General features: G+C 41.9%; 23 protein-coding genes. 19 read left to right on the plus strand and 4 right to left on the minus strand.

Annotated elements, in window-relative coordinates:
* Positions 1-75 precede the first annotated feature (75 nt).
* The 14 genes from CSV69_RS08175 to CSV69_RS17275 all read left to right on the plus strand — a co-directional run bounded on the left by CSV69_RS08175 (position 76) and on the right by CSV69_RS17275 (position 14646).
* Positions 76-1794, plus strand: coding sequence for a hypothetical protein (locus tag CSV69_RS08175; protein WP_099693151.1), 1719 nt, complete (start codon positions 76-78; stop codon positions 1792-1794).
* On the plus strand, positions 1791-2813 hold the full coding sequence (locus CSV69_RS08180) for a membrane dipeptidase (RefSeq protein ID WP_099626270.1): 1023 nt from the start codon (positions 1791-1793) through the stop codon (positions 2811-2813). The genes CSV69_RS08175 and CSV69_RS08180 overlap by 4 nt, the downstream gene beginning before the upstream one ends.
* Complete coding sequence (locus tag CSV69_RS08185) at positions 2795-3595, plus strand: DUF3726 domain-containing protein (RefSeq protein WP_085428295.1); 801 nt, start codon at positions 2795-2797, stop codon at positions 3593-3595. The genes CSV69_RS08180 and CSV69_RS08185 overlap by 19 nt, the downstream gene beginning before the upstream one ends.
* Positions 3596-3628: 33 nt before the next feature.
* Positions 3629-5101: an aldehyde dehydrogenase family protein gene (locus CSV69_RS08190; RefSeq protein ID WP_232319534.1), complete on the plus strand. Its 1473-nt coding sequence runs from the start codon at positions 3629-3631 to the stop codon at positions 5099-5101.
* A gap of 78 nt (positions 5102-5179) precedes the next feature.
* Positions 5180-5914, plus strand: a complete 735-nt coding sequence (locus CSV69_RS08195) for an IclR family transcriptional regulator (RefSeq protein ID WP_199170404.1) — start codon at positions 5180-5182, stop codon at positions 5912-5914.
* A gap of 16 nt (positions 5915-5930) precedes the next feature.
* A complete protein-coding gene (locus tag CSV69_RS08200; protein WP_099626267.1) occupies positions 5931-6374 on the plus strand; it encodes a RidA family protein in 444 nt (147 codons plus the stop codon).
* 75 nt (positions 6375-6449) lie between these two features.
* Positions 6450-8045 carry a BCCT family transporter gene (locus CSV69_RS08205; RefSeq protein ID WP_099693152.1) on the plus strand — a complete coding sequence of 532 codons (1596 nt, stop codon included), beginning with the start codon at positions 6450-6452 and terminating at the stop codon, positions 8043-8045.
* A 145-nt stretch (positions 8046-8190) separates the two neighbouring features.
* Positions 8191-10293, plus strand: coding sequence for a methyl-accepting chemotaxis protein (locus tag CSV69_RS08210; RefSeq protein ID WP_099693153.1), 2103 nt, complete (start codon positions 8191-8193; stop codon positions 10291-10293).
* A gap of 143 nt (positions 10294-10436) precedes the next feature.
* On the plus strand, positions 10437-11744 hold the full coding sequence (locus CSV69_RS08215) for a globin-coupled sensor protein (RefSeq protein WP_099693154.1): 1308 nt from the start codon (positions 10437-10439) through the stop codon (positions 11742-11744).
* Between the two features lie 85 nt (positions 11745-11829).
* Positions 11830-13647 carry a cation:proton antiporter gene (locus CSV69_RS08220; protein WP_143560816.1) on the plus strand — a complete coding sequence of 606 codons (1818 nt, stop codon included), beginning with the start codon at positions 11830-11832 and terminating at the stop codon, positions 13645-13647.
* 105 nt (positions 13648-13752) lie between these two features.
* A complete protein-coding gene (locus CSV69_RS16660; protein WP_143560817.1) occupies positions 13753-13956 on the plus strand; it encodes a hypothetical protein in 204 nt (67 codons plus the stop codon).
* Positions 13957-14013: 57 nt separating this feature from the next.
* Positions 14014-14139 carry a hypothetical protein gene (locus tag CSV69_RS17270; protein ID WP_255396868.1) on the plus strand — a complete coding sequence of 42 codons (126 nt, stop codon included), beginning with the start codon at positions 14014-14016 and terminating at the stop codon, positions 14137-14139.
* Positions 14140-14200: 61 nt separating this feature from the next.
* Complete coding sequence (locus CSV69_RS16665; RefSeq protein ID WP_157129959.1) at positions 14201-14398, plus strand: hypothetical protein; 198 nt, start codon at positions 14201-14203, stop codon at positions 14396-14398.
* Between the two features lie 116 nt (positions 14399-14514).
* A complete protein-coding gene (locus tag CSV69_RS17275; protein ID WP_255396869.1) occupies positions 14515-14646 on the plus strand; it encodes a hypothetical protein in 132 nt (43 codons plus the stop codon).
* A gap of 556 nt (positions 14647-15202) precedes the next feature.
* Here CSV69_RS17275 and CSV69_RS08225 read toward each other — a convergent pair.
* On the minus strand, positions 15203-16117 hold the full coding sequence (locus CSV69_RS08225) for a LysR family transcriptional regulator (protein ID WP_085429082.1): 915 nt from the start codon (positions 16115-16117) through the stop codon (positions 15203-15205).
* Between the two features lie 127 nt (positions 16118-16244).
* On the opposite strand from CSV69_RS08225, the gene CSV69_RS08230 reads away from it, so the two are divergent.
* The 4 genes from CSV69_RS08230 (at position 16245) to CSV69_RS08245 (ending at position 21788) form a co-directional block, all read left to right on the plus strand.
* The gene (locus CSV69_RS08230) at positions 16245-17267 is read left to right on the plus strand and encodes a YeiH family protein (protein ID WP_233192355.1); all 1023 of its coding nucleotides are present in this window, start codon (positions 16245-16247) and stop codon (positions 17265-17267) included.
* A gap of 117 nt (positions 17268-17384) precedes the next feature.
* Positions 17385-17831, plus strand: a complete 447-nt coding sequence (locus CSV69_RS08235; protein WP_099625947.1) for a MarR family winged helix-turn-helix transcriptional regulator — start codon at positions 17385-17387, stop codon at positions 17829-17831.
* 3 nt (positions 17832-17834) lie between these two features.
* Positions 17835-20483, plus strand: a complete 2649-nt coding sequence (locus tag CSV69_RS08240) for an MMPL family transporter (RefSeq protein WP_099693156.1) — start codon at positions 17835-17837, stop codon at positions 20481-20483.
* Positions 20484-20588: 105 nt separating this feature from the next.
* Positions 20589-21788 (plus strand): NAD(P)/FAD-dependent oxidoreductase, encoded by a 1200-nt coding sequence (locus CSV69_RS08245; RefSeq protein ID WP_233192351.1) that lies wholly within the window; start codon positions 20589-20591, stop codon positions 21786-21788.
* Between the two features lie 38 nt (positions 21789-21826).
* Here CSV69_RS08245 and CSV69_RS08250 read toward each other — a convergent pair whose 3' ends face one another.
* From CSV69_RS08250 to CSV69_RS17140, 3 genes are read right to left on the minus strand one after another with little or no spacing between them, the layout of a single operon-like run.
* Positions 21827-22378 carry a diacylglycerol/lipid kinase family protein gene (locus CSV69_RS08250; protein ID WP_158232636.1) on the minus strand — a complete coding sequence of 184 codons (552 nt, stop codon included), beginning with the start codon at positions 22376-22378 and terminating at the stop codon, positions 21827-21829.
* A 17-nt stretch (positions 22379-22395) separates the two neighbouring features.
* On the minus strand, positions 22396-22497 hold the full coding sequence (locus tag CSV69_RS17400; protein WP_369823944.1) for a diacylglycerol kinase family protein: 102 nt from the start codon (positions 22495-22497) through the stop codon (positions 22396-22398).
* The gene (locus tag CSV69_RS17140) at positions 22458-22655 is read right to left on the minus strand and encodes a hypothetical protein (protein WP_233192352.1); all 198 of its coding nucleotides are present in this window, start codon (positions 22653-22655) and stop codon (positions 22458-22460) included. Before CSV69_RS17140 ends, CSV69_RS17400 begins: the two co-directional genes overlap by 40 nt.
* Before the next feature lie 242 nt (positions 22656-22897).
* Between CSV69_RS17140 and CSV69_RS08260 the strand changes: the two genes are divergently transcribed.
* Entirely contained in the window at positions 22898-23461 is a 564-nt protein-coding gene (locus CSV69_RS08260; RefSeq protein ID WP_099693159.1) for a DUF488 domain-containing protein, read from the plus strand.
* Positions 23462-23495: the final 34 nt, after the last annotated feature.

Consider the following 23495-nt stretch of genomic DNA (forward strand, 5'->3'; position numbering starts at 1 on the left):
ATAGATATTCGGAAAGGCATTCCGATAATCGTGAAAGTATATATTTTGTGGGAGTAGAAGAATGGAGGGTTTTACATGTTTAAATTAGCTATTGAAAACACAGATGCGCTAAGACCGGCATCTGAAGTAATGGACATCCAACGACTTGGCGTAATGCGCTCAACAAGTCTCAGCTTTTTGCGCATTTTAGTTCGTAAAATGATGCGTGAAGCTTGGGAAATTGAGCAAACGACTTTTGATATAAACGATGAAGGTTACGGTGAAGCGCTTTATAGTATTACTACCCCACAAGGACAGTATACATTTGTCGCATTATCCCGTGAGATCAGTGAAGAAACTCGGAGTGATCGAGTCATTTCTGAAAGATGGGATGTTACATTTGCACTTTGCGATGGAGCGATTTCCGATAAAAAATTGAAACGAATGAAACAAGAACTTCCGAAACAGGAAATGGGCCGAGGAGATGTCACGGATCTTGTATGGTCGAGAGCGAATAAGAGCCAACGTGTTTTTTCTCATGTAGTGGAAGCGCTATCTCAAGGTAAGCAACCTGATGCAGAAATCATTTACGATATTGGTTATCTATTCCGTACAACTGCAGTCTATGGAAATGGTAAGTTTGGAATTGCACCTTATGAACATATGAAAGATAATCATACGTTTAGCGGTGCCTATCTATCTCAAATGTTTGCTGTCTATATGTTGCGCCACTTCAGTTTTGATCTGGTTGAACATATTGCGCGCAAAAATAATCCACAAGCGGCTACATTACATCCTGAAATTAAAAAACTATTCGGTACAGGTAATGCAACTGGACTTGGAATGGTACCTTACTTGATCTCCCATCCAAAACTTCTACATCAGTGGATGTGGATTCGTGAAGTAGCATTGGCTCGTGCTAAGAAAATGATACCAACTGCAGAAGATTGCAAGCGCTTAATTGCGAAACTACAACAAGTTCATACATTCTTTGAAGACGCTCCAATTCCGAATATGGAAGTATTTAAAAATCCGAGGGACTTGGCAACAGAAACCGGAGAAATTTCCAAGTTAGTAGAAGACGTTTGTAACACTATAGAAAATTCTAATCATGAAGTAGGCAGACTGTGGTTGGAGTTAACGGAAAAAGTACAAGCGAACTACACTATGGAAGCACAGGAATTGCTTAACTCAGAACTGATTGATCTCTATCCAGAAGTAATCGTCGACTTAGAGCATCAGACCAACGCGGACGACGGTCTTCATTTGATACCCGAAATGTCTATTGGTTCATTGCGTGAAATTATTCGAAAACAATATCAGTGGGCGTTCCAGTACGATTTCACAAAACCAGAATCAAGACATTATTTCTGGTACCGTTCTGCTGAAAAGGAAGAGCCGCGTATCGGAGAACGTGGAGTTGATCCGGGTGATGAATTGTACATGCCGATGAATATTGCAGAACAAGTACAGCAACTAGCTACGGAAATAGAGGTCTGTGATGATGATCTGAAAGTAGCTGCGTTCTTACTGAAAAAGCCGGAGCTAAGAGGGATCGTTAGAAGAATCCAATCGTTAGACGGTCTGGAGTATGGTGAGATACAAGCGAATCTGACAGGAAAAGATTTACTTCCGGTATATCTATTGCGCTGCAAACTAGCGATATATGGTGCAGAACGTTATGATCCGAAGTCCAATCGTTGGGTACGGATTACGCTATTCCAAGGAGCACCGCTAGTTGAAGAAATCGGAACTACTACATTCGAAGATGATTGGTTCTATCCACTATTACCGAAAGTTGAGGAGATCAAATGACTGTTGATATGAGAGATATGATTGTAATAGATGCTTTAGAATTAAGTAAATGGGACCGAGATTTTGTTATCATGTTGCAAAAAGGTGGCGTAACGGCTGTTCATGCTTGCGTTGGACTATGGGAAAACGCTCGTGAAACGTTGACAAAAGTAGCGGAATGGCATCGCTTTTTTAAAGAGAATGACGATTTAATCCTACCGGTGAAAATGGGAGCCGACATTGATGAAGCAAAACGTAGTGGTAAACTCGGAATCATGTTGGGTGCACAAAATACATCCGCTTTAGAAGACGAGCTAGGACTCGTATCTGTATTCAATGAAATGGGCGTTAAGATTATGCAACTGACGTATAATAACCAAAACTTGATCGGCAGTAGCTGCTATGAAGAAACGGATCCGGGTCTTTCACGATTCGGTAAAAATGTCATCAAGGAAATGAACCGTGTAGGTATGGTTATTGACTTGTCGCATGTTGGAACGAAGACATCCCTTGATACATTAGCGCTTTCAAGTCGTCCCGTAGCCATTACACACGCTAATCCAGATTGGATCTATCCATCGAAACGTAACAAGTCAGAAGAAATTCTTACGGCTTTACGTGATAATAAAGGAGTGCTTGGAGTTTGTGCATATCCTCATTTAATCAACGGAGCGGATACGAAATTAGAAGAGTTCTGCGATATGATTGCACGTACAGCTGATTTTATGGGAATCGACCATGTAGGAATCGGAACTGATTTGACGCATAATATGTCCATAGATTTTCTTGCGTGGATGCGTATGGGACGCTGGACACATGAAATCGATTACGGTGCAGGATCGAAAGAAAGTCCAGGATGGCCGGAATGGCCGGAGTGGTTCCAGACACCTGACGATTTCCCAAATATCGCAAATGGGTTGCAAGCCCGTGGTATGACACATGAAGAAATCTCCAAAATTATGGGCGGCAACTGGCACCGGTTCTTTACGGAAGGGTTCAAGTCTGAGAAGGAGTTGGCGAAATGCGTGTCTCTCACTTAGAATTATATACTCACTGCAAAAAGATCTTCCAGGCTCTCGGAGTTCCTTATGGGTATGCGGAAGAAGGAGCCGAAACCGTAGCAAATGCGGAGTTCCTAGGATTGTATGGTTTACAGCAACTTTGGGATGAATTACCGGCTTTGCAAGGTGAAATCGAAGAAATCGAAATACTGAATGAATCTGATAGCGTAACGGTGATCGATGGTGGAAAGCAAAGCGGTATGTTGCTTGGAAAAGCATGCGCTGATTATTTAATTGCACGCTTAGAGGAACAGCCATCAGTAGCGGTCTGTGTACGTGATACACGACCATCACGTGTTCTCGTGCAACAAGCGATGTATATCTCGCGAAAAGGACATGCGAGTATCATTTTGTATAAGAAGCCAAGTCATTCATCATTGATTATTTCATCACCCAATTCCATTTATCCGATTATGATTCACAAGCGTGACAATGAAGATATTATTGAAGGTATAAATAAAGAATTGGGACTGACGGGTGATAAGAAACTGAAGTTACCTTCCGTTACAACGAGGTTCTGTATGTTCGGTACGACAAAGGTCGATGAAGTCGATAAGATAATAGATCGGTTCGAGAACACAATAGACACGAAATATATTTTAACAACGACAGACGATTTCGAACAGAGATGGGAATCATCTTGGCAGTTTGGAACGGAAGTTAGCCGAGAATTATGGTTAGACTTGAACGAGACAGGCAAGCGTATGTTAGTGGAATCTACTGATCAATCGCGTGAACGCGGCGCAGGAGAAATGGCATAACGAACTAAATTTATTAGCTGGAGGAGAGTATACATGATGACAGTTACAAACGATGTGAAAGTATTGAAGAACTATATTAACGGTGAATGGGTAGAAACTTCTGGTACAGATATGTTGGAAATCAGAAACCCTGCGAATAAAGACGAGCTTGTTGTAAAAGTTAAGCAATCCAATGCTGACGATGCGCAAGCAGCTATCGATGCGGCAGCAAAAGCATTCCCTGAATGGAGCAAAACACCATCTCCTGCAAGAGGCGAATATCTATACAAAATTGCAGCAATCATGGAAGCAGAAGCAGATGAAATCGCACGCGTTATCGTTCAAGAAGAAGGAAAGACATATGCTGATGCATTTAAGGAAGTAAACTATGCAGCAGGTATCGTGAAGTTCTACGCAGGAGAAGGTCGTCGCATGACAGGACGTATCGTTGAATCAGACGTACCGGGCGTTCAAATCGAATTGCATAAAGAAGCACTAGGTGTCGTATTAGTTGTTACACCTTGGAACTTCCCATTGTCAATTCCAGCTTGGAAAATCGCACCTGCTATCCTAAGCGGTAACACAGTCGTGTTGAAAGCTTCATCTGAAACACCATTGACAGCACAGAAGTTCATCGAAATCGTTGAAAGAGCTGGCGTTCCTGCTGGTGTTGTTAACCAATTAGTAGGACCGGGTCGTCTAGTAACAGAAATGATCAATCATCCTGCAGTAAAAGCCATTACATTCACAGGATCAAATCGTGTAGGTAACTTAATTTATAAAGAAGCAGCAAAAGATATGAAGCGTGTATTGCTTGAAATGGGTGGTAAGAACCCATTGCTCGTCATGGAAGACGCAGACGTGGATGCAGCTGTTCAACTTGCAGTAGCAGGTGGATACGGTCAAACAGGTCAAGCATGTACAGCAACTAGCCGCGTACTCGTGCACAAAGATATTCGTCAAGAGTTCACGGATAAGCTAGTGGAAGCTTCTAAGAAAATTAAGATCGGTAACGGCATGGACGAAGGGGTAACAATGGGACCTCAAGTTAGTGACGGAGAGCGTCAATCAACACTTGATTTAATCGAAAAAGCGAAAGCTGAAGGCGGAGAAATCTTGACCGGTGGCGGTATTCCTGAATTCGAAGGTTCGGATAAAGGGTATTTCGTGGAACCGACAGTAATTGGTGGTGTGAAGACGGAAATGACGATTGCACAGGAAGAAGTATTCGGTCCTGTTATCAGCATCATCGAAATCGAGTCGATTGACGAAGCGATTGAAGTAGCAAACGACGTAGCATTCGGCCTGTCTGCAGCGATCTGCACACGCAACTTGACATACATGAACCGTGCATTGAATGAAATTCAAGCAGGTATTGTTAAAGTCAACATGACAACGACAGGTACGTTCTTCCAGGCACCATTTGGTGGATATAAGCAATCAAGTACTGGAACTTACAAAGAACTCGGCAGTGAAGCGGTTGAATTCTATTGCCAGAACAAAACACGTTATATTAACAGCAACTAAGTAAGGGTAGACCAAAAAGAGGAATAGAGCATTCATTCCTCTTTTTTTCTATTCAAAGCGTAAAAGGAGTTCATGAAAATGACTAAGACACCGGAAGTATCGTCCACAGTAGTGCGTGCGATATCTGTGATCAACTATTTGAACGATGTATCGGGTCCACAAGGTGTTAGTGATATAAGCAAAGGTCTTGGTTTATCGACAACAATTGTGCATCGCTTGCTTACAACATTGAAACTAGAAGGTATGGTATTTCAGGATCCCCGTTCAAAACTATATTCATTAGGAACAATCTTTTTGGATTATGCTAATAAAATTTTGACGGAAATGCCTATTGCACCCGTCGTTGAACCATGGCTTATGTCATTGCGAGATGATACTGGAGAGACAGTTGGTTTTTATATGCCTACAGGGCAAATGCGTATATGTGTACTGGAATATGAAAGTCAGCAAGAAATCAGACGCACGGTTGGAATCGGTAAACGATTGCCGATTCATATAGGTGCAAGTGGACGGGCTATTCTCGCTTTCCAGCCACCTGAATTACAGGACAGATTACTAGCTTCGCTGCGCGTGGAGGAAAGAAATGAGCTAGAACAGATTTTAGAAGAAGTTAGAAATCAAGGCTATTCAACGAATGAAGAAGAAATCAATACAAATGTTGCTGCGTTGTCGGCACCAGTTTTTGATAAGCAAAATCGTGTGATTGGTGCTTTATCTGTTTCAGGGCCGATGTTTAGATGGAATCGCAAAACGATGGAACCGCATATAGCCACATTGCTTGCTGCCACAGAAAAAATAACGAATGCATTATGAAAAGGATGGGATACAAATGAGACCAGAAGACAAATTACAAGAACTAGGATTGGAACTACCTGAAAAACGTGCAAAAGGTGGAAATTACATATCTTGTGTACGCTCAGGTAATCTATTATTTCTATCTGGTTCACTATCATATGATGTGATCGGCAAAGTAGGCGATACACTGACAATTGAAGAAGGTTATGCGGCATCAAGACAAGCTATTCTTTTCGCACTTTCAACGATTAAAGAAGAAGTTGGCGAGCTGTCGAACGTGACAAAGTTCGTTAAATTGCTTGGCATGATCAACACTGCATTCGATTTTACTGGACAAGCAAAAGTTATGAACGGTGCTTCGGATTTACTCGTTGAGGTGTTCGGTGAAGATGTAGGCGCACACGCACGCACTGCAGTAGGTATGATGTTGCCACGTGGCGCTGCTGTTGAAATCGATGTTATTGTGGAAGTGAAATAATAAAGTGGAGAAAACTTCTCCGCTATACATAAAGTAAGCGGTTACAAGCAATCGCAACTTAGAGGAGGCAAGACTTTGAATAAGTATGAATCAAAAACGGATCGTCCCGTATTATTTATCAGCGGCGGATTGCTTGTAGCTTTTGTCGTGGCATCATTCATTAACTTGGATTTCGTGGCAAATATGGTAGATTGGACATTTGCATTCGCTGTAAAATATTTTGGAGCGTTTTGGCAAATATTATTAATGGGTACATTTTTTATCGCGCTATTTCTGGCATTCTCAAAGTACGGGAAGATACGCTTGGGTGGAATGAATAAGCCGGAAATCGGTTATTTCAAATGGCTAGCGATGATTATGACGACGTTGCTTGCAGGGGGTGGCGTTTTTTGGGCCGCTGCAGAACCGATGTATCACTTTTTAGATCGACCTCCACTATTCACGGAAGCAGTATCCGGAACGGAAAGTGCTATTATCCCAGCATTCGCTCAATCGTATTTGCATTGGGGGTTCCTTGCATGGTCAATACTTGGTACGTTAGGGACAATAGTACTCATGTATGCTCATTATTCTAAAGGTATGCCGTTAAAGCCGCGTACATTGCTTTATCCAATCCTCAGTGAAAAGATCATGCGTAAAAGTGTCTTAGGAACTACTATTGATGCGTTTTCCATCATTGCAGTAGCTGCCGGTACAATTGGACCAATTGGATTTCTTGGTCTGCAAGCGGCTTATGGAATGGAAGCTTTATTTGGTGTACCCAATACGCTAATGACACAGATTCTTATCATTATCGGCGTCGTAGCCATTGCTACTGTTTCAGCTGTAACGGGATTACGCAAAGGAATTCAATTCCTGAGTAATTTAAATGTAATCATTACATTGATATTAATGGTTGCTATTCTGATTTTGGGACCAGGCGGATTTATTATCAATACGTTCATTTCATCATCGGGTATCCATCTACAAGAATTCTTTGGCATGGCTACATTCCGGGGGGATTCTAGTTGGCTTGGATCATGGACAATCTTTTTCTGGGGCTGGTTCCTCGGTTATGGACCGATGATGGCGATCTTTATCGCTACGATTACACGCGGACGTACAATTCGCGAGTTAGTATTAGCTGTATCTATTACGGCACCAATTGTTACTGCATTTTGGTTCACCACTGTCGGAGGTGCAGGCATATTTTATGAACTGGCACAGCCTGGCGTAATATCAGAAGCGCTAAATACTTCGGGTATGCCTGCGGCGATGATAGCCATTACCGAGCAACTGCCTTTAAATATGATAATTGGACCATTATTTCTCCTTGTAACCATATTATTCGTTGTCACAACAGGGGATTCCATGGCGTATACGATATCCGTTGCGATTACGGGGGACGGACATCCGCCTAAAACTATGCGCATATTTTGGGCGGTCATCATGGGTGCGGTTGCGAGCGTACTATTAATGATCAGTGAAGGCGGAGTCGAGGCAATTCAATCATTTATTGTAGTGACTGCCATACCGGTCTCACTCTTACTATTACCGACATTTTGGGCTGCTCCAAAAGCTGCTAAGCTGCTGTACGCAGAACAATTTGGAGAGGAAACGACAGTGGAAAGTATAGAAGTCAAAGCTATAAAGAATAAGAAATACGATACAGTTCACGACGAAATAAACTAAACGGAAGACCCGTAATAGTCTGAAATTTACCTTGTCTACTAGGCAAGGTTTTTTTTATGTGACATTCATCTAAAACAGTATACATTTAGTAAGGACTAAAGGTATACTAGTGATCTACTCATAATTTACTAGGAGGGCCAATAAAGTGAAGAAGTCCGCAAGTATTGCGATGAAACTCTCAGGATTAATTATCGCATTATTCTTATTACTGTTTTTAGTATACTCAGTCGTTACAAGTGTCATGTTACATAAGCAAAGTATTAAAGATGCCGAGGAATTTGCATTAGAAAGTGCAAACAAAAGTTCACTCGTACTGAGTGTGAAATTAAAAGAAACGAATGAAATGCTACGTACAACTAGTCATATACTAGAAACATTACAAGCAACAGGTGATATGCATCCCAATGAAATCATTCGAATCATTAAGAACAATTTACAGAAGAATGATGACGCAACAGGTATGGCAGCTGTAGTTAACCAATCTGCATTTTCTGAAGGGGAAGTTATACCCAAAAATCTTCTTGATGAAAATCAGCAATTCATTCCTTATATCTTTAAGAAAGACAATGCGACTGAAGTTGAACCATTAAGTGGAATGGATGATCCCACAGCGAATAGCTGGTATACCGTTCCGAAAAATGAAGCGCGCTCCATTTTGACTGAACCCTATGCATATGAAACGAACGGTCAAACCATTCTCATGACTACTATTTCCGTCCCGTTGATAGATGCCTCAGGAAATTATTTTGGTTTGTTGACTACTGACCTATCAATTGATTTCTTGACGGATGTAGTAAAAACCATTAAACCAGAAGGCGGTTATGCTTCTATTATTACCGATGCTGGTTTTATTACGGCAAACAGCCTGAAGCCTGAATTGAACGATACCAATATGGCAGATGCGATTGATTGGAATTCTGCTAAAGTCGTACTCGATAAAGGTGAACTGACAAGTACTTATGTAGACTCCCAGAGTTTAGGCGAAGAATCATTTAATGCTTTTGCACCTATCAACTTACGAGATATTAATGAAAAGTGGACAGTGCAGACCGTGACACCAAGATCGGTTATTCTAGACACATTCAATACCATCTTATGGATTACAATTATCTCAGCTATTGTGATTGTTTTGATGATGTCAATCGCATCGACAGGATTTATTTACCGCCAATTAAGACCTTTAAAAACGTTGCAGAAATCAATGGAAACAGCTGCTGCAGGAGACTTAACTATGATGGTAGATGAACAGAATCTACATCGCGATGAGATAGGATTAGTATCACTCGCTTATAATGATATGCTGCGCCAGACTAATGCAGCCTTGCAAACAGTTCAACAGTCTTCGGTTCAATTAAGTGACTCATCATCGCAAGTGACACATGCTTTTGAAGAGCTAGTAGCTGCGAACCAAGAAGTATCGGTAGCGACAGATGAAATTGCACAAGGCGCATCAAAACAATCTGAAGATACAGAAGTGACAAGCCTACGAATTTCAGACTTGGCAGACCGCATGGATCACATCCATACTATGTTCATGACGATGAACCAATTGTCTACTGATGCATCTAATTCTTCGGAAAATGGAATGTCGGAAGTGAGAAAACTGCGTGATCATAATACAGCAGCGAATGAAATGAATAAAAAAGTACAACTTCAAATCCAGACGCTGACAAATAAGATATTATCTATTAATCAGGTCATTCAAACATTGCATGGTATTACGGCAAGTACGAATTTGCTAGCGCTCAATGCGAGCATTGAAGCAGCACGTGCGGGTGAAAGTGGTAAAGGATTTGCAGTGGTTGCCAATGAAGTGCGTCAGCTAGCGGAACAATCTCGCAGGGAAACTGAGGTAATTCAAGAAACTGTAAAAGAAATATTATCAGAATCACGTCAGACGGTTGAAGTTATTGATCTAAACATGAAATCAATGGATGGTCAAAATCAGTCTGTTACGGATACGGAAGAATCTTTTGTACAAAATGCAAGTATCACCGATCAAATACGCGAGTCAATCACGGAACTATCCGAGAAGCTTGCTGAAATGATGGAATACAAAGATGAAGCTATTTTAGCTATCCAAAATGTTTCCGCTATTTCAGAGGAGACGGCCGCGTCATCTGAACAAGTGAGTGCATCAGCTGCTGCGCAACAAGGTGAATTGGAAAATGTGGCAGACTCTACGAATCAGATGAACCAAATTGCAGGAGAATTACGAAGTGTTGTGGATCGATTTAAATTATCCTAATGAATAGTATGAGAAACAGAAGTGGCAATGTCCACTTCTGTTTTTATCTGTCTATAAACATTGTTACATAAGCTTTGTATCGTAAATAAACAAGGAAATAGAATAAAAGACTTACTAATATTACATGAGAGAGTTGAAGCCAAATGGTACGTTTATTTAAAAGAGATAAAAAACAACTAGCAACAGATAAAGACCAACATCCTGCACAGTATAGTGTCGGTAGTATATCGTTAGAAAAATATCCTGATATAAAACAACAACTGCGGATGATTAATCTAACAGAGTCAGATTTGAAGTATCTCTCCTGCATGCAAGAACAAATACAACCTGTATTACCTTTGATGACGGATCGTTTCTATCAAGCAATGGATGGACAACCTCAACTTCTGCATATTATTGCGGAACATAGTAGTATGGATCGCTTGAAAGGTTCCTTGACAAAACATATGCAGTCAATATTTCGTGGAACGATTGATGAAAGCTATTTGAAGCAAAGACGAATTATTGCGAAGGTCCACGTACATATCGGTTTGGAGCCAAAATGGTATCTAGCAGCAGTTGAATCATTGTATGAAGAATTTTTCTCTTTTGTTGAACAACTAGACATGCCGAAGAAAAGACAATTTAGTACATTGCGTGCTTTTATGAAAGTTATGAACTTTGAACAACAGTTAGTTTTGGATGCGTATGAAGAAGAAAATGCATTGAATCGACAAAAGGTTGAAGAATCGAAAACCGTTGTGAAGAATCAAGTATTGAATACGTCCCAGAATCTAGCAGCAATTAGTGAGCAGACGAACGCATCGACAGAAGAGTTATCCGATAAAGCACGTATGCTAGAAAATATGACGATACAAAACCTTCATTTTATTACGGAGACAGAAAACACTTCGTTAGCGGGGAAGGAACTAGTGGTCACTCAATCTGAACAATTTGCGCAAATAGTCGAACACATGGCAGATTTTACTACTCGGATGAAGGCGCTACATCATTCTTCTGAACAAATTCAAGGTGTAGTGACGCTTATTACTTCCATAGCCGACCAAACAAACTTACTTTCATTGAACGCCGCAATTGAAGCGGCACGCGCAGGCCAACACGGCAAAGGGTTTGCTGTAGTTGCGGCTGAAGTGCGAAATTTGTCGACAGAAACCAAACAAGCCATTGGTAAAGTGACCGGCATGATTGAGGAGACCAAAACGAATATCATTGAGATGGCAAATTTCATGAAATTGATGGAAAAGCTGATTCAAGAAAGTGCAAAAGAAAACGAACTAGTGACGCAATCCTACGATGAGATTGTTCAAGCGGTAACGGGAATGAAAGTACAAACGGATGAATCACGAGTATCCATTGAAAACACTGTTCAGATCTTGGAAGAAATCAATCAAGCAATTGAAATAATCGCCCATTCTTCAGATGGGTTAATTCAGTTAGCGGAAGACTTATAAACTAGAATGTCATTCTAGTATGCATACTGCTCGTCATTTGGTACACTGAGCAAATAATAAGATCATTATGAAGGCGGGTGTATCAATGGAAGAAGCAGCACTGATTAGCATTGTAGCCATTTTAGCGCTCGGTATTTTCTCGCAATGGCTAGCTTGGAAAATCCAATGGCCTTCTATTTTTATCATGTCGATTGCGGGCTTACTAATAGGTCCGATTATGGGGTGGGTGAATCCAGAAGTGGCTTTGGACGAGCTGTATAGTCCGCTCATTTCACTAGCCGTAGCTATTATTTTATTTGAAGGAAGTTCCAATCTAGACTTTCGGGAAATAAAAGACATTTCGAAGTCTGTTTTCCGAGTTGTTACATTGGGTGCGTTTTTAGCATGGATTTTAGGTTCGTTTACAGCACACTACATTGCGGGATTGACGTGGGAAGTGTCGTTCATCATTGGAGGCCTATTTGTAGTAACGGGTCCAACCGTTATTATTCCGTTATTACGCAATGCAAAGTTAAAAGCGCGAACCGCGGCCGTACTAAAGTGGGAAGGGATTATCGTAGATCCTGCTGGTCCGTTGCTTGCGTTGTTTGCATATGAAGTGATCAAAGTATTGACGAATGATCATTTATCGATGAATTACTTATTAAACTTCTTTGGCGGTGCTGCACTTGCTGCACTTCTAGGATTAGCAATGGGATTATTGATTAGTGTCATGGCGAATAGGGGTCAATTTCCTGAATACTTGAAATCACCCGTCATTCTGGCGTTTGTGCTGCTGTGCTTTACGATGGCAGAAGTCATTATGCACGAAACGGGTATGCTTGCCGTAACTGTGATGGGGCTGGTTTTGGGGCGCTCGAAGCGCTATGTTTCATCTATTGGAAACGTCGGTCATTTTGTTGAAAATGTGTCCGTCATGTTGACGTCTACAGTCTTTATTTTATTAACAGCTTCGCTCGCAAGAGAAACGATTGCGCAGATCTTTACATTACCGATTATAGGGTTCGTGTTGGTTATGCTGTTTGTTGTTCGACCATTATCGATATGGATTTCGACGATTGGTACCGAACTGGTCTGGCGAGAGAAGTTGCTCATTGGCTGGATTGCGCCTAGAGGAATTGTCGCATTGACTGTTGCGGGTTATTTCGCTTCGACACTTGCAGAAGATGGTTATGAAGAAGCTACTTTGCTGACAGCGTTGACCTTTGCTCTCGTGTTTATTACGGTTACTGCGCATGGATTTACGTTAGGACCGCTAGCGAAAAAGTTGAACTTGGCAAGTAATGAACCGCCAGGCGTGCTCATAGTAGGCGCAAGTAGTTTTTCAATTCAATTAGCTATGCAATTAAAAGAAATGAATATCCCGGTATTGATAGTCGATCCTTCACAAGGACGTTTACGCCCCGCGATTGAAGCGGGAATTGACACGTTCATGGGTCAGATGTTATCGGAACGATCGAGATTCTCTATTGATTTGGCACCGTATGATACGATTCTGTCGATGACTGGAGATGCCTCTTATAACGCATTGATTACACAATCGTTTGCGCCAGAGTTTGGATTTAACAATACGTTTTCCCTTACGGCTGTTTCCAATCATACAATGAGTAAGTCGGCATTGCCGATTTCGCTGAAAGCTCATTTGTTGTTCGAAGAGGGCGCAACGTTCCCAGAGCTAAACCGCAAGATTAATACGGATTATGAAATTGGTTTGTTCGAGTGGGAAGGTACGGATACTGATTTAGTGTTTAAGGAGATTATTCCGGAGACGGCGACTGCGTTGTTTGTGAAGAAGAAGAATGAGACGTTGGTTTTTGCTACGCTTCAGAAGAAGATTTCGTTGGATGCTGGTGATCAGTTGGTTGTGTTGAAGGTAAAGCAAGGTGTTCCGGCTAATTCATAAGTAAATGTGGCTGTCAAAGTGAGTTTCTGACTTTGGCAGTCTTTTTTTAATTGGGGTAGGATCGTTGCTCGACATTGGCTTGTGCATGGAAAGTAGTGAGGGTTCGTGCTTTGGACTCGCGCAGGCACGTGGGGGATTGCCTCCAGCCATGAGCCAACTAGCGGTGGAGCTGCTAGCTGTCTCATGGCCACGGCCTACCCCGCAGTTGTGCCTGCGCTACTGTGTGGGAACCAAGTTAGGTTGTTGTTTATAGAAGATGAAGATCATTGGATCGTTGATACCTTTCTTCGGTGTTGGAAAGGTACATAATAGATAGATTGGATCGTTGCCCGACATTGGCTTGTGCATGGAAAGTAGTGAGGGCTCGTGCTTTGGACTCGCGCAGGCACGTGGGGGATTGCCTCCAGCCATGAGCCAACTAGCGGTGGAGCTGCTAGCTGTCTCATGGCCACGGCTTACCCCGCAGTTGTGCCTGCGCTGCTGAGTGGTTGACAAGTTAGATTGTGGTTTAGAAAAGATGAAGATCAGTGAATCGTGATAACTTTCTTCGGTGTTGGAAAAGTATATAACAGATAGATTGGATCGTTGCTCGAGTTTGGCTTGGTCATTGAAAATAGTGAGTGTCACTCTTTGGACCCGCGCAGGCACGTGGGGGATTGCCTCCAGCCATGAGCCAACTAGCGGTGGGGCTGCTAGTTGTCTCACGGCCACGGCCTACCCCGCAGTTGTGCCTGCGCTACTGAGTGGTTGACAAGTTTGTTTGTGGTTTATAGGAGATAAAACCAGTGACTGGGTAGTACTAGTTCCTATCCTTGCAAAAGAAAAATCGGAACTGTCTTACACATAATCTAACGTAGGGGGCTGCCAGTGGTAGGCGTAGTAATGAGACAGCCAGGCGCACTTCCTGTCTGGCTCATTGCGGAAGCCATCCACCACCGCCGAAGTGGGGCCAATGCCCGCCCCACTTACATAGCCAGTCAAACCGCTACCTTTGCATAAAACAAGGAAGAGTAAAGGGGTTGCAAAAACCACTACCTAACATCGTATCCTACTTACTAGTGCGAACAAAAAATCCGTGTGCTCGAAAAATAAGTACCCGAACTGCCTTACACCCAATCCACCACCGCCGAAGTGGGTCCAATGCCCGCCCCACTTACATTGCTAGTCAAACTACTACCTTTGAATAAAACAAGGAAGAGTAAGTGGTTGCAAAAACCACTACCTAACATCGTATCCTACTTACTAGTACGAACAAATAATCCGTGTACTCGAAAAACACATGCCTGAACTGCCCTACACACTATCTAACGAAGGCGGCTGCACGTGGTAGGCGTAGTAATGAGACAGCCAGGCGCACTCCCTTTCTGGCTCATTGCGGAAGCCATCCACCACCGCCGAAGTGGGTCCAATGATCGCCCCCCCACTTACATTGCCAGTCAAACTACATTCTCTGCACAAAACAAGGAAAAGTTAGGCGTCGCAAAAACAACTACCTACCATCGTACCTACTTACCTGTACGAACAAATTACCCTTATTCTCGCCAAGTCACCAGCACTACCCCTCACTACGCACATTCAACACAGTTAATTCCTCACTATTCTTCAACAACTCAATAAAAACCTGCAACGCCTTCGTTTGGAAAGGGGAATTCGTCACAATGGAAAAATGACGTTTAAATGGCGTTCCCTTTATAGACAACGCCTTCATATCACCGTAGTGCAACTCTTTTTGGATCGCCCACTGTGACAGCAAACTCACGCCAAGACCTGCTTCCACGGACTCTTTAATCGGTTGGGTACTACTAAACTGCATAATACGTTTCGGATAAAATCCTGACTGATAGAAGAATAGTTCTGCCGCTTCGCGTGTACCTGATCCTTCTTCGCGCAACAACCAAATATCATCTTCTAACTCAGTAATGGATTGACGTCCTTTTTTCTGTGCAAGTGGGTGATCAACGGAAGTGACGACGTACATTTCATCTTCTGCAAAATCTTCATTCTGCAAAGGTGCAGCTTCCTTGAAGTGTCCTTCGATCAAGCCGACATCGAGCTGGTGAGTGATGACTAGTTCCGCAATGTCTGCTGTATTGCCAATCGTCACTTGCGGTTCGATCAATGGATAATCTGCGACAAGCTTGGACAGGATGTGTGGCAGAACATACTCTCCAAACGTGTAGCTGGCACCGATCGTAAGTGGACCACTTGCTTTGTTAGCTAAGTCATCAACTAAATTCTGCATTCTAGAATACAGTCCGATGATTTCTTTTGCGTGATGATAGACAATTTCTCCAGCTTGATTGAGCCGCACGTATTTATTAGTCCGCTCAAGTAGTCGAACGCCAATGGATTCTTCTAATGAACGGATATACTGACTGACAGCGGGTTGTGTCATATGCAGTTCTTCCGCTGCTCTTGAAAAGTTCTTTTTCTCGGCTACTTCGATGAATACTTGCAGTTGCTGGTCGATGACAAAGCAACTCCTTTCTATGTATATCGTTTTACTTATCATACCTATTATAAATTGTTATTTCTCTTATAGCGAATGCTTTTATATACTTGTGACAGGAGGTGATGTCATAGTGGTTACTTCAAAAATGATTCCGGAACAGCATGAACCGAAACATCCATCCAAATGGGTATCATGGGTCGGTGGAATAGCATTTACATTCTTCATTGCATTTTTAGGGTATTTATTAGCAAAGGTACCAGGTTTCGATCATATCGGACAACTGGCATGCGCAATTATTATCGCGGTAGCATACCGTCAAATCTTCGGCTATCCTGAAATAATCCGAAGTGGGATCGCATTTTCATCGAAGCGTTTACTACGTGCTGCTATTATTTTATATGGGTTGAAATTAAATATAGATACAGTCTTAAGTGACGGTCTTGGCTTACTCGCTCGAGATGTAGGGGTCATCATTTTTGCCATCTTCATGACGATCTGGCTTGCTAAAGTATTTAAAGCAGATAAAAATATCTCCTTGCTCTTAGGGGTCGGAACAGGGGTCTGTGGCGCGGCTGCCATTGCTGCAGTTGCACCAATCATTAAGGCAAAAGATGAAGATACCGCAATTGGTGTAGGAATTATCGCGTTAATGGGTACCGTATTTGCGATTGGCTACACCATTTTACGTCCGATCCTTCCGCTTGATTCAATCGAGTACGGAATGTGGGCAGGAATCAGTTTACATGAAGTGGCGCACGTTGCATTAGCTGGTGCACCCGCAGGAGAAGACGGTTTAGCTATAGCTTTACTAGCCAAACTCGGTCGTGTATTCCTATTAGTACCACTCTGCTTTATCTTGATCTTCATAATGAAACGCAAAAACAAAGATACTGACGAATCGGGTGCTGAAATTGAGTTTCCTTGGTTCTTAGTAGGATTCATTATCTTAAGTATCCTTGGAAGCTATGTATTCGGACATTCTATTCCTGTTTCTGACAACGTAATGGAAGGCGTCTTCACCCTGACCACATGGTTACTGACAGCGGCTATGGTAGGGCTTGGACTAAACGTCAGTCTACGAGACTTAAAAGATCGTGCGATGCGTCCGCTAGCTGCCATGACAGTAACATCCATACTACTATCCGTCATCGCGTACTTTATTATTTAATAGATTATTCCAATAAAGGCCAGCAGGAGAGAAAATCTCTTTTAAGCTGGCTTTTTTGTTGACTTTATTTAGTCCACCCCCTAAACTATTAATTATTGGTTTAGGGGGTGGACTACTTTGAAAGATCAACTTCAAGAAGCAGTAGAATTATTTGAAGAAGTTATAATTTACGGAACGGAACATGTTGTAAAAAATTTGGATGTGCCGATTTGGAAAGACTACTCTCCAGAGCAAATCCAAGTACTAAAAATTCTTTCTGCCTATGGCTATCTATCTAGTGGACAATTGGCGGAGATTCAAGGAGTACATAAAAGTGCCATTTCGACACGCCTTAAGAAACTCGTCGAGAAAGATCTTGTCCAGTCAGAAAAAGATCCAAACGATCAGCGGATCAATCGAATCTCGCTGACTGCAAAAGGTCTTGAAGTACTGTCTGTCTCAAATGCAGCAATATATGATAGTATCGAAAAATTGTTCGAAGATCGAATAGACGAACAAGAACTGGAACAATTCATTGAAACATTTCGTAAATTAAAATCGATTTTAGTAACGAGGGGGAGATAACGAGTGAAAACTGTGTTGAAATTCAAATGGCCTATAGCGATAGGATTAATTGTGCTGACTGCCGTCTTGTTTATACTTGCACCTGATTTAGCGAAGCAAGCAGAGAAGGCAGGATCATTCCAATTGCTCGATTCGGCAGACTCGCAAAAGGCCGCGCAAATGCTAGAAGATGCAGGGCAAGCAGATGAAACGATTTCGTTAGTATATGATTTAGAAAAAGCAGCAGATCAAACAAAGAAAAAAGAAATTTCAGCTGCAGCTAAAGAAATTAAGAAAGTGAGTAAAATTGTAACAGATGTCTTAGATCCATTTGAAAGTGAAGAAATGGAAGGGCAACTCGTTTCAAAGGATAAGAAAACCGTCTTGCTTCCGATTACTGTAGACGGTACGCAAGAAGAAATTATTCAGTTAGCAGAGAAAATCGAGAAAGATATCGTGTCAAAAGATGACAAAGTCTATATGACAGGCGAAGCCATCATTAATAATGATGTGAATGAGAGCGCGCAAGAAGGATTGAAAAAGACGGAAGTGATTACCGTTGTATTGATATTTGCTCTCTTGCTCATTGTATTCCGCTCGATTATCACTCCATTCGTACCGTTAGTGGCGGTGGGAATTGCCTATTTATTAAGTCAGTCATTCGTGGCGTTTTTCATCGACTGGTTTGGATTCCCAGTCTCGAATTATACACAAATATTCTTAGTGGCAATTTTATTCGGTCTTGGAACAGATTATTGTATTCTGTTGCTAAGCCGTTATAAAGAAGAATTACTTGCAGGCCATGAAGTGGAAGAAGCGATTATTAACACCTATAAAACAGCAGGTCGTACATTATTTATCAGTGGACTTGCAGTGTTTATCGGTTTCGCAGCAATCGGTTTTGCTGATTTCCCGATATTTAAGTCAGCAGTTGCGGTAGCTGTCGGGATTGCCGTATTAATGCTCGTTCTATTCACTGTTGTCCCATTATTGATGTCTATATTGAAAGACAAGCTATTCTGGCCAGCTAAAGGGGCCGCTTCTCATAAAGACAGTAAATTATGGATTGCATTCAGTAAAGTATCCGTCATGCGTCCACTACTTTCCATGTTGATTGTAGCTATCATCACGGTTCCGTTACTGTTGACGTATGACAATGATCTCTCATTCAATACAGTAGATGAAATTGATGGTAGCAAAGAATCTGTCATTGGGTTGAACCTCATTTCTGATGCATTCGGTGAAGGGGATTCATTGCCTGTACAAGTATTACTTAAGAAAGATTCTCCAATCGTTAAAGAAGGAGATATTACGTATTTAGAAGCCATTTCTCGTGATTTAGAGAAAGTAGATGGCGTGAAAAGTGTCCGTACTGTTACACGTCCGACTGGTGAACTGTTAGAAGACTTATATGTAGATCACCAAATCGGCTTGATGGCGGACGGCATGCAAGAGGCGAATGATGGAATACAGGAAATTCGTCTAGGATTGGCAACTGTACAATATAATTTGCGAGATGCAGCTAACCAACTACCTTCCGGTGGATCGGGTGGCGGTAGTGGATTAATCCAAGCGGCAAATGGTATCGAGCAAATCAACGGTCAGCTCGCTCAGATTTCGGGTGGCTTACAACAAGGTTTACCAGCAGCACAAGCAGCTGGTGGATTGGATGCATTAGGAAATGAACTGGATAAGATCAGTAGCGGTATCGCAGGAGCTGGATCACAAATTAACCAAAGCGGTTCACAAATCGGCCAATTAAAAGGTGGTTTGAAACAGCTAGGTAGTGGCGTGAAAGCTTCGAAGGACGGGTTGGCTGAAGTGACAACAGGCCTTCAGGAGATTGCCGATATGCTCGCTGATATGGCGGATACGAAAAGTGTGCGCGATACGGGGTTATTCATTCCTAAAGGAACGCTTGATAATGAAGAGTTCACTCCAGTGATCGATCGTTACACATTCGACGATAAAAAAGGAATCTTAATGGAAGTCATACTAGAGGAAAATCCTTATTCACGTGAAGCGATTTCTACGGTTCATGATATTAAAGATTCTGTGAAGCGTTCCGTTATCGGCACACCATTTGAAGATGCGGATTTAGCGTTCAGCGGTATTTCAAGTATTAACTCGGATTTAAATGATATTTCGTCAGCTGACTTTACGCGTACCGTAGCGATCATGTTAATTGGATTGTTCGTTGTGTTATTCGTTTTATTCCGTTCGGCAATCATGCCGCTTTATATGATCGGTTCGTTATTGCTGACATACTATACGGCGATTTCGATTACAGAACTGATTTTTGTCAACGGACTAGGTTATGATGGAATTAGTTGGGCTGTTCCATTCTTCGGATTCATCATGCTCATTGCGCTGGGTGTAGACTACTCGATCTTCTTACTCGATCGTTTCCGCGAAGAGAGTATTGGAGGTATGAAGATCAAGGAAGCATTGATGTATTCAATGGCAAAAATGGGTACGGTTATTATTACAGCAGCCGTAATCTTGGCAGGAACATTCGGTGCCATGATGCCTTCAGGTGTTTTGAGTCTCGTACAAATTGCAACTATCGTTATTTCGGGATTATTGCTATATGGTTTAATTATTTTGCCATTGCTCATTCCAGCAATTACGGTTTCATTCGGACGAGGTGTCTGGTGGCCGTTTAGAGGATGAAGTAAAGACGCTCGGCTATAATGGCTGAGTGTCTTTTTTGTCTATGTTTATATGACCTATCTAAGTGGGTAAATAGAGTGAAAACGATTAGACAGGGGATAGTTCATGATGAAGTTACATACAGGATCATTATATTGGGAATCAACATTTGAAAAAGAAGGTTTTCCGAAAACGGAGCGTAAAGAGTTATATGACGTGGCAATAGTAGGTGGTGGGATGTCAGGTGCACTCACTTCGTATGTTTTGTCGAATGAAGGCTACTCCATTGTGTTGATTGAACAAGAAGACGTGGGTGGAGGAAGTACGTCTGCCAACACCGGGTTATTGCAATTCTCCAATGATATTATGTTACACGAACTGATGGAGCAAATAGGTGAAGAAAAAGCAGTCGAGTTTTATAAAGGGTGCAAAGAAGCGATGAAGAATTTGAAAGACGTGGCGGAACATGCACCGTTTGATGTGAATTTCCATACGCGTGAAAGCTTATATTATGCGAGTACGGAAGAAGACGTAGCAAGATTGCGTAAGGAGTTCGAAGCGCTACAGAAATATGATTTTCCTGTCGAGTATTGGGAGCCAGAAGATATTGAAGCACACTTCCCATTCTCCCAACCAGCCGCTATTGTGACAGAAGGGGATGCGGAAGTAAACCCTCTACGTTTATGCATGGGTGCAATCCACTATGCGTATGAAAAGGGTATGGATATATTTGAACATACTGAAGTGCTGGGAATTCAGGATACCGAAGAACGCGTATTAATAAAAACGACAGATGGAGAATTTCAGGCAAAGTCCGTTGTTGTCACGACGGGTTATGCACCGACTCCCGATATGTCGATCCCTCAGAAAGACTTAAAAGTGACGTATGCAATTGCTACTCAGCCGATCGATGATTTGTCATTCTGGCATGACCGTATGATGATTTGGGAAACGAAGCGACCTTATTTGTATATGCGATTAACAGATGAAAATCGAATTGTGGCGGGTGGTTTGGATCAGAATATGGACACACTACCTGACTCACAAGAAGCGATAGATAAGAAGTTTTCACAATTAAAACAGGAATTACAAGACTTGTTCCCGAATCAGAAACTGGATTTTGAATACGAATGGACTGCGCTGTTTGGTGAATCGACAGATGAATTGCCAGTAATCGGCCGCCATCCATTTGAACCACATATCTATTATTTAATTGGACTTGGCGGTAACGGAACGGTGTATAGCATGCTCGGTGCGTATTTACTGCGTGATGAATTGGCGGGTATAGAGAATTCGAATGAACCGATATTGGAAATAGAACGCTAAAAAGGTAGCTGGAGAACTAATCTCCGGCTACCTTTTTACTAACTATTAACTTGTATCATTTGTAAATGGCCAGGTAATACAGTGATTATCTGTGTAGTTTCTTCATAAATTTCTCCATCCATATCTACCTTACTCCCAATAGGATCTACTATTTCTAAGGATTCCACTTGTATATATTCAAGTTCAGCCAGTTGCTCATTTTCTGTGAGAGGATCTTGTAATGCAAATAGTTCTTTAAAGGCAGCGAAGTTCGTGTCTTTTACAATCAGTAGATCTAATTTGCCGTCGAATGGGGACAATGGCGCGATAGGTAGCTCAGTTGTACCAATAAAGCGTCCATTAAGCACAAACAATAAAATAGCTTCACCTTCTAATTCCGTGTCAGTAGATCGAATTTTATAGTGAAAAGGTTCTGTTTGTTTGAGAGTGCGCAATGTACTGAGCACATAACTAATCGATCCAAAACGTTTCTTTTCTTCGGACTTAATGTTTTCTGACGTCTTTGTTACTAAGCCGATGCCCCAAAAGTTCATGAAATAGCTCTCACCAACTTTGCCGACGTCTGTTTCGATGACTGATCCGTTAAGCAATTCTGTTGCTGCTTCATTCAGTGACTGGGGATACCTAAAGATCGACTAAAATCATTTGACGTGCCACCAGGCAATATGGCTATGATCGGTCGGACAGAAAGTGGCGCAATGCTGTTAATGCATGTATGAACAGTGCCATCACCACCGAGTATAATGAACAAGTCGACTTGATCACGCAGGCTAGTTGGAGTTCTGCTTCAGAAGCTGAGTTCAGTACAATGAGTTCGTCGACTGCTTGCGCAAATATGTGAAGCGTTTCAGAAAGTTTCTGTGCCATGTTATCTTCTCCGGCGGTACAGTTATATATAAACAATGCTCGTTTGAAATGAAGCATAGTCTTCACTTCCTTTTTACTTTATCATTCCCGAATTTCAGATGTAGAAACTAGGAGACGATGAACCCGTGTTTTTCATTGTGCGTCAAAGTTTCCTGCTTGAATAGTAGTAGGTAACAAAAAAGGAAAGCAGGTTATTATAGTTGAATCCAAGGGAATAGTAGAAATATAAGGAGTGAGTATCTATGGAAATTTATACAGTTGGGCATTCCACACATACGGAAGAAGAGTTTTTAAAGTTATTGGATGATGCCGGTATTCAGAAACTAGTGGACGTTCGTGCATTTCCCGGCAGTCGCAAATTCCCACATTTCCATGAGGATCGAATGAACGAATGGTTACCTGCGCATGGCATTGCTTATCGACATTGCGGAAAATTGGGAGGACGTAGAAGGAAATCCAAAACCGTTGATAATGAAGTCAATGAAGGATGGAATAATCAATCCTTTCACAATTACGCGGATTACACATTGACTTCTGAATTCCAAGAGGGAATCGACGAATTGATGAAAGAAGCTTCAGAAAAACACATCGCAATATGTTGTTCAGAGCGTCATCCGGCAAGATGCCATCGCTTATTAATTAGTAATTGGCTCGCCACACATGGTTGGAATGTAAAACATATTATTGATGGACCTAAGGAAAAGACGTTAATTGAAGATCATGAAGTAGGGAAGTGGGGGGCTGAACCGATTGTGTTAGATGATGGGGAAGTGACGTATCCTCCAGAACCTAGTGAAGAAACATGAACGAAGTGCCCCTAAATAGAAGGGCACTTAGTTT

This window comes from Sporosarcina sp. P26b (assembly GCF_002743245.1).
Taxonomy (GTDB): domain Bacteria; phylum Bacillota; class Bacilli; order Bacillales_A; family Planococcaceae; genus Sporosarcina; species Sporosarcina ureae_C.

Bases quoted from the DNA above. Each gene is read 5' to 3' on its own strand.
- CSV69_RS08180 (WP_099626270.1), top strand. From the start codon at position 1,791: ATGACTGTTGATATGAGAGATATGATTGTAATAGATGCTTTAGAATTA.
- CSV69_RS08195 (WP_199170404.1), top strand. From the start codon at position 5,180: ATGACTAAGACACCGGAAGTATCGTCCACAGTAGTGCGTGCGATATCT.
- CSV69_RS17140 (WP_233192352.1), bottom strand. From the start codon at position 22,655: ATGGCACAGAAACTTTCTGAAACGCTTCACATATTTGCGCAAGCAGTC.
- CSV69_RS08190 (WP_232319534.1), top strand. From the start codon at position 3,629: ATGATGACAGTTACAAACGATGTGAAAGTATTGAAGAACTATATTAAC.
- CSV69_RS08245 (WP_233192351.1), top strand. From the start codon at position 20,589: ATGATGAAGTTACATACAGGATCATTATATTGGGAATCAACATTTGAA.
- CSV69_RS08185 (WP_085428295.1), top strand. From the start codon at position 2,795: ATGCGTGTCTCTCACTTAGAATTATATACTCACTGCAAAAAGATCTTC.
- CSV69_RS08175 (WP_099693151.1), top strand. From the start codon at position 76: ATGTTTAAATTAGCTATTGAAAACACAGATGCGCTAAGACCGGCATCT.
- CSV69_RS08200 (WP_099626267.1), top strand. From the start codon at position 5,931: ATGAGACCAGAAGACAAATTACAAGAACTAGGATTGGAACTACCTGAA.
- CSV69_RS08260 (WP_099693159.1), top strand. From the start codon at position 22,898: ATGGAAATTTATACAGTTGGGCATTCCACACATACGGAAGAAGAGTTT.
- CSV69_RS08230 (WP_233192355.1), top strand. From the start codon at position 16,245: ATGATTCCGGAACAGCATGAACCGAAACATCCATCCAAATGGGTATCA.
- CSV69_RS08215 (WP_099693154.1), top strand. From the start codon at position 10,437: ATGGTACGTTTATTTAAAAGAGATAAAAAACAACTAGCAACAGATAAA.
- CSV69_RS08220 (WP_143560816.1), top strand. From the start codon at position 11,830: ATGGAAGAAGCAGCACTGATTAGCATTGTAGCCATTTTAGCGCTCGGT.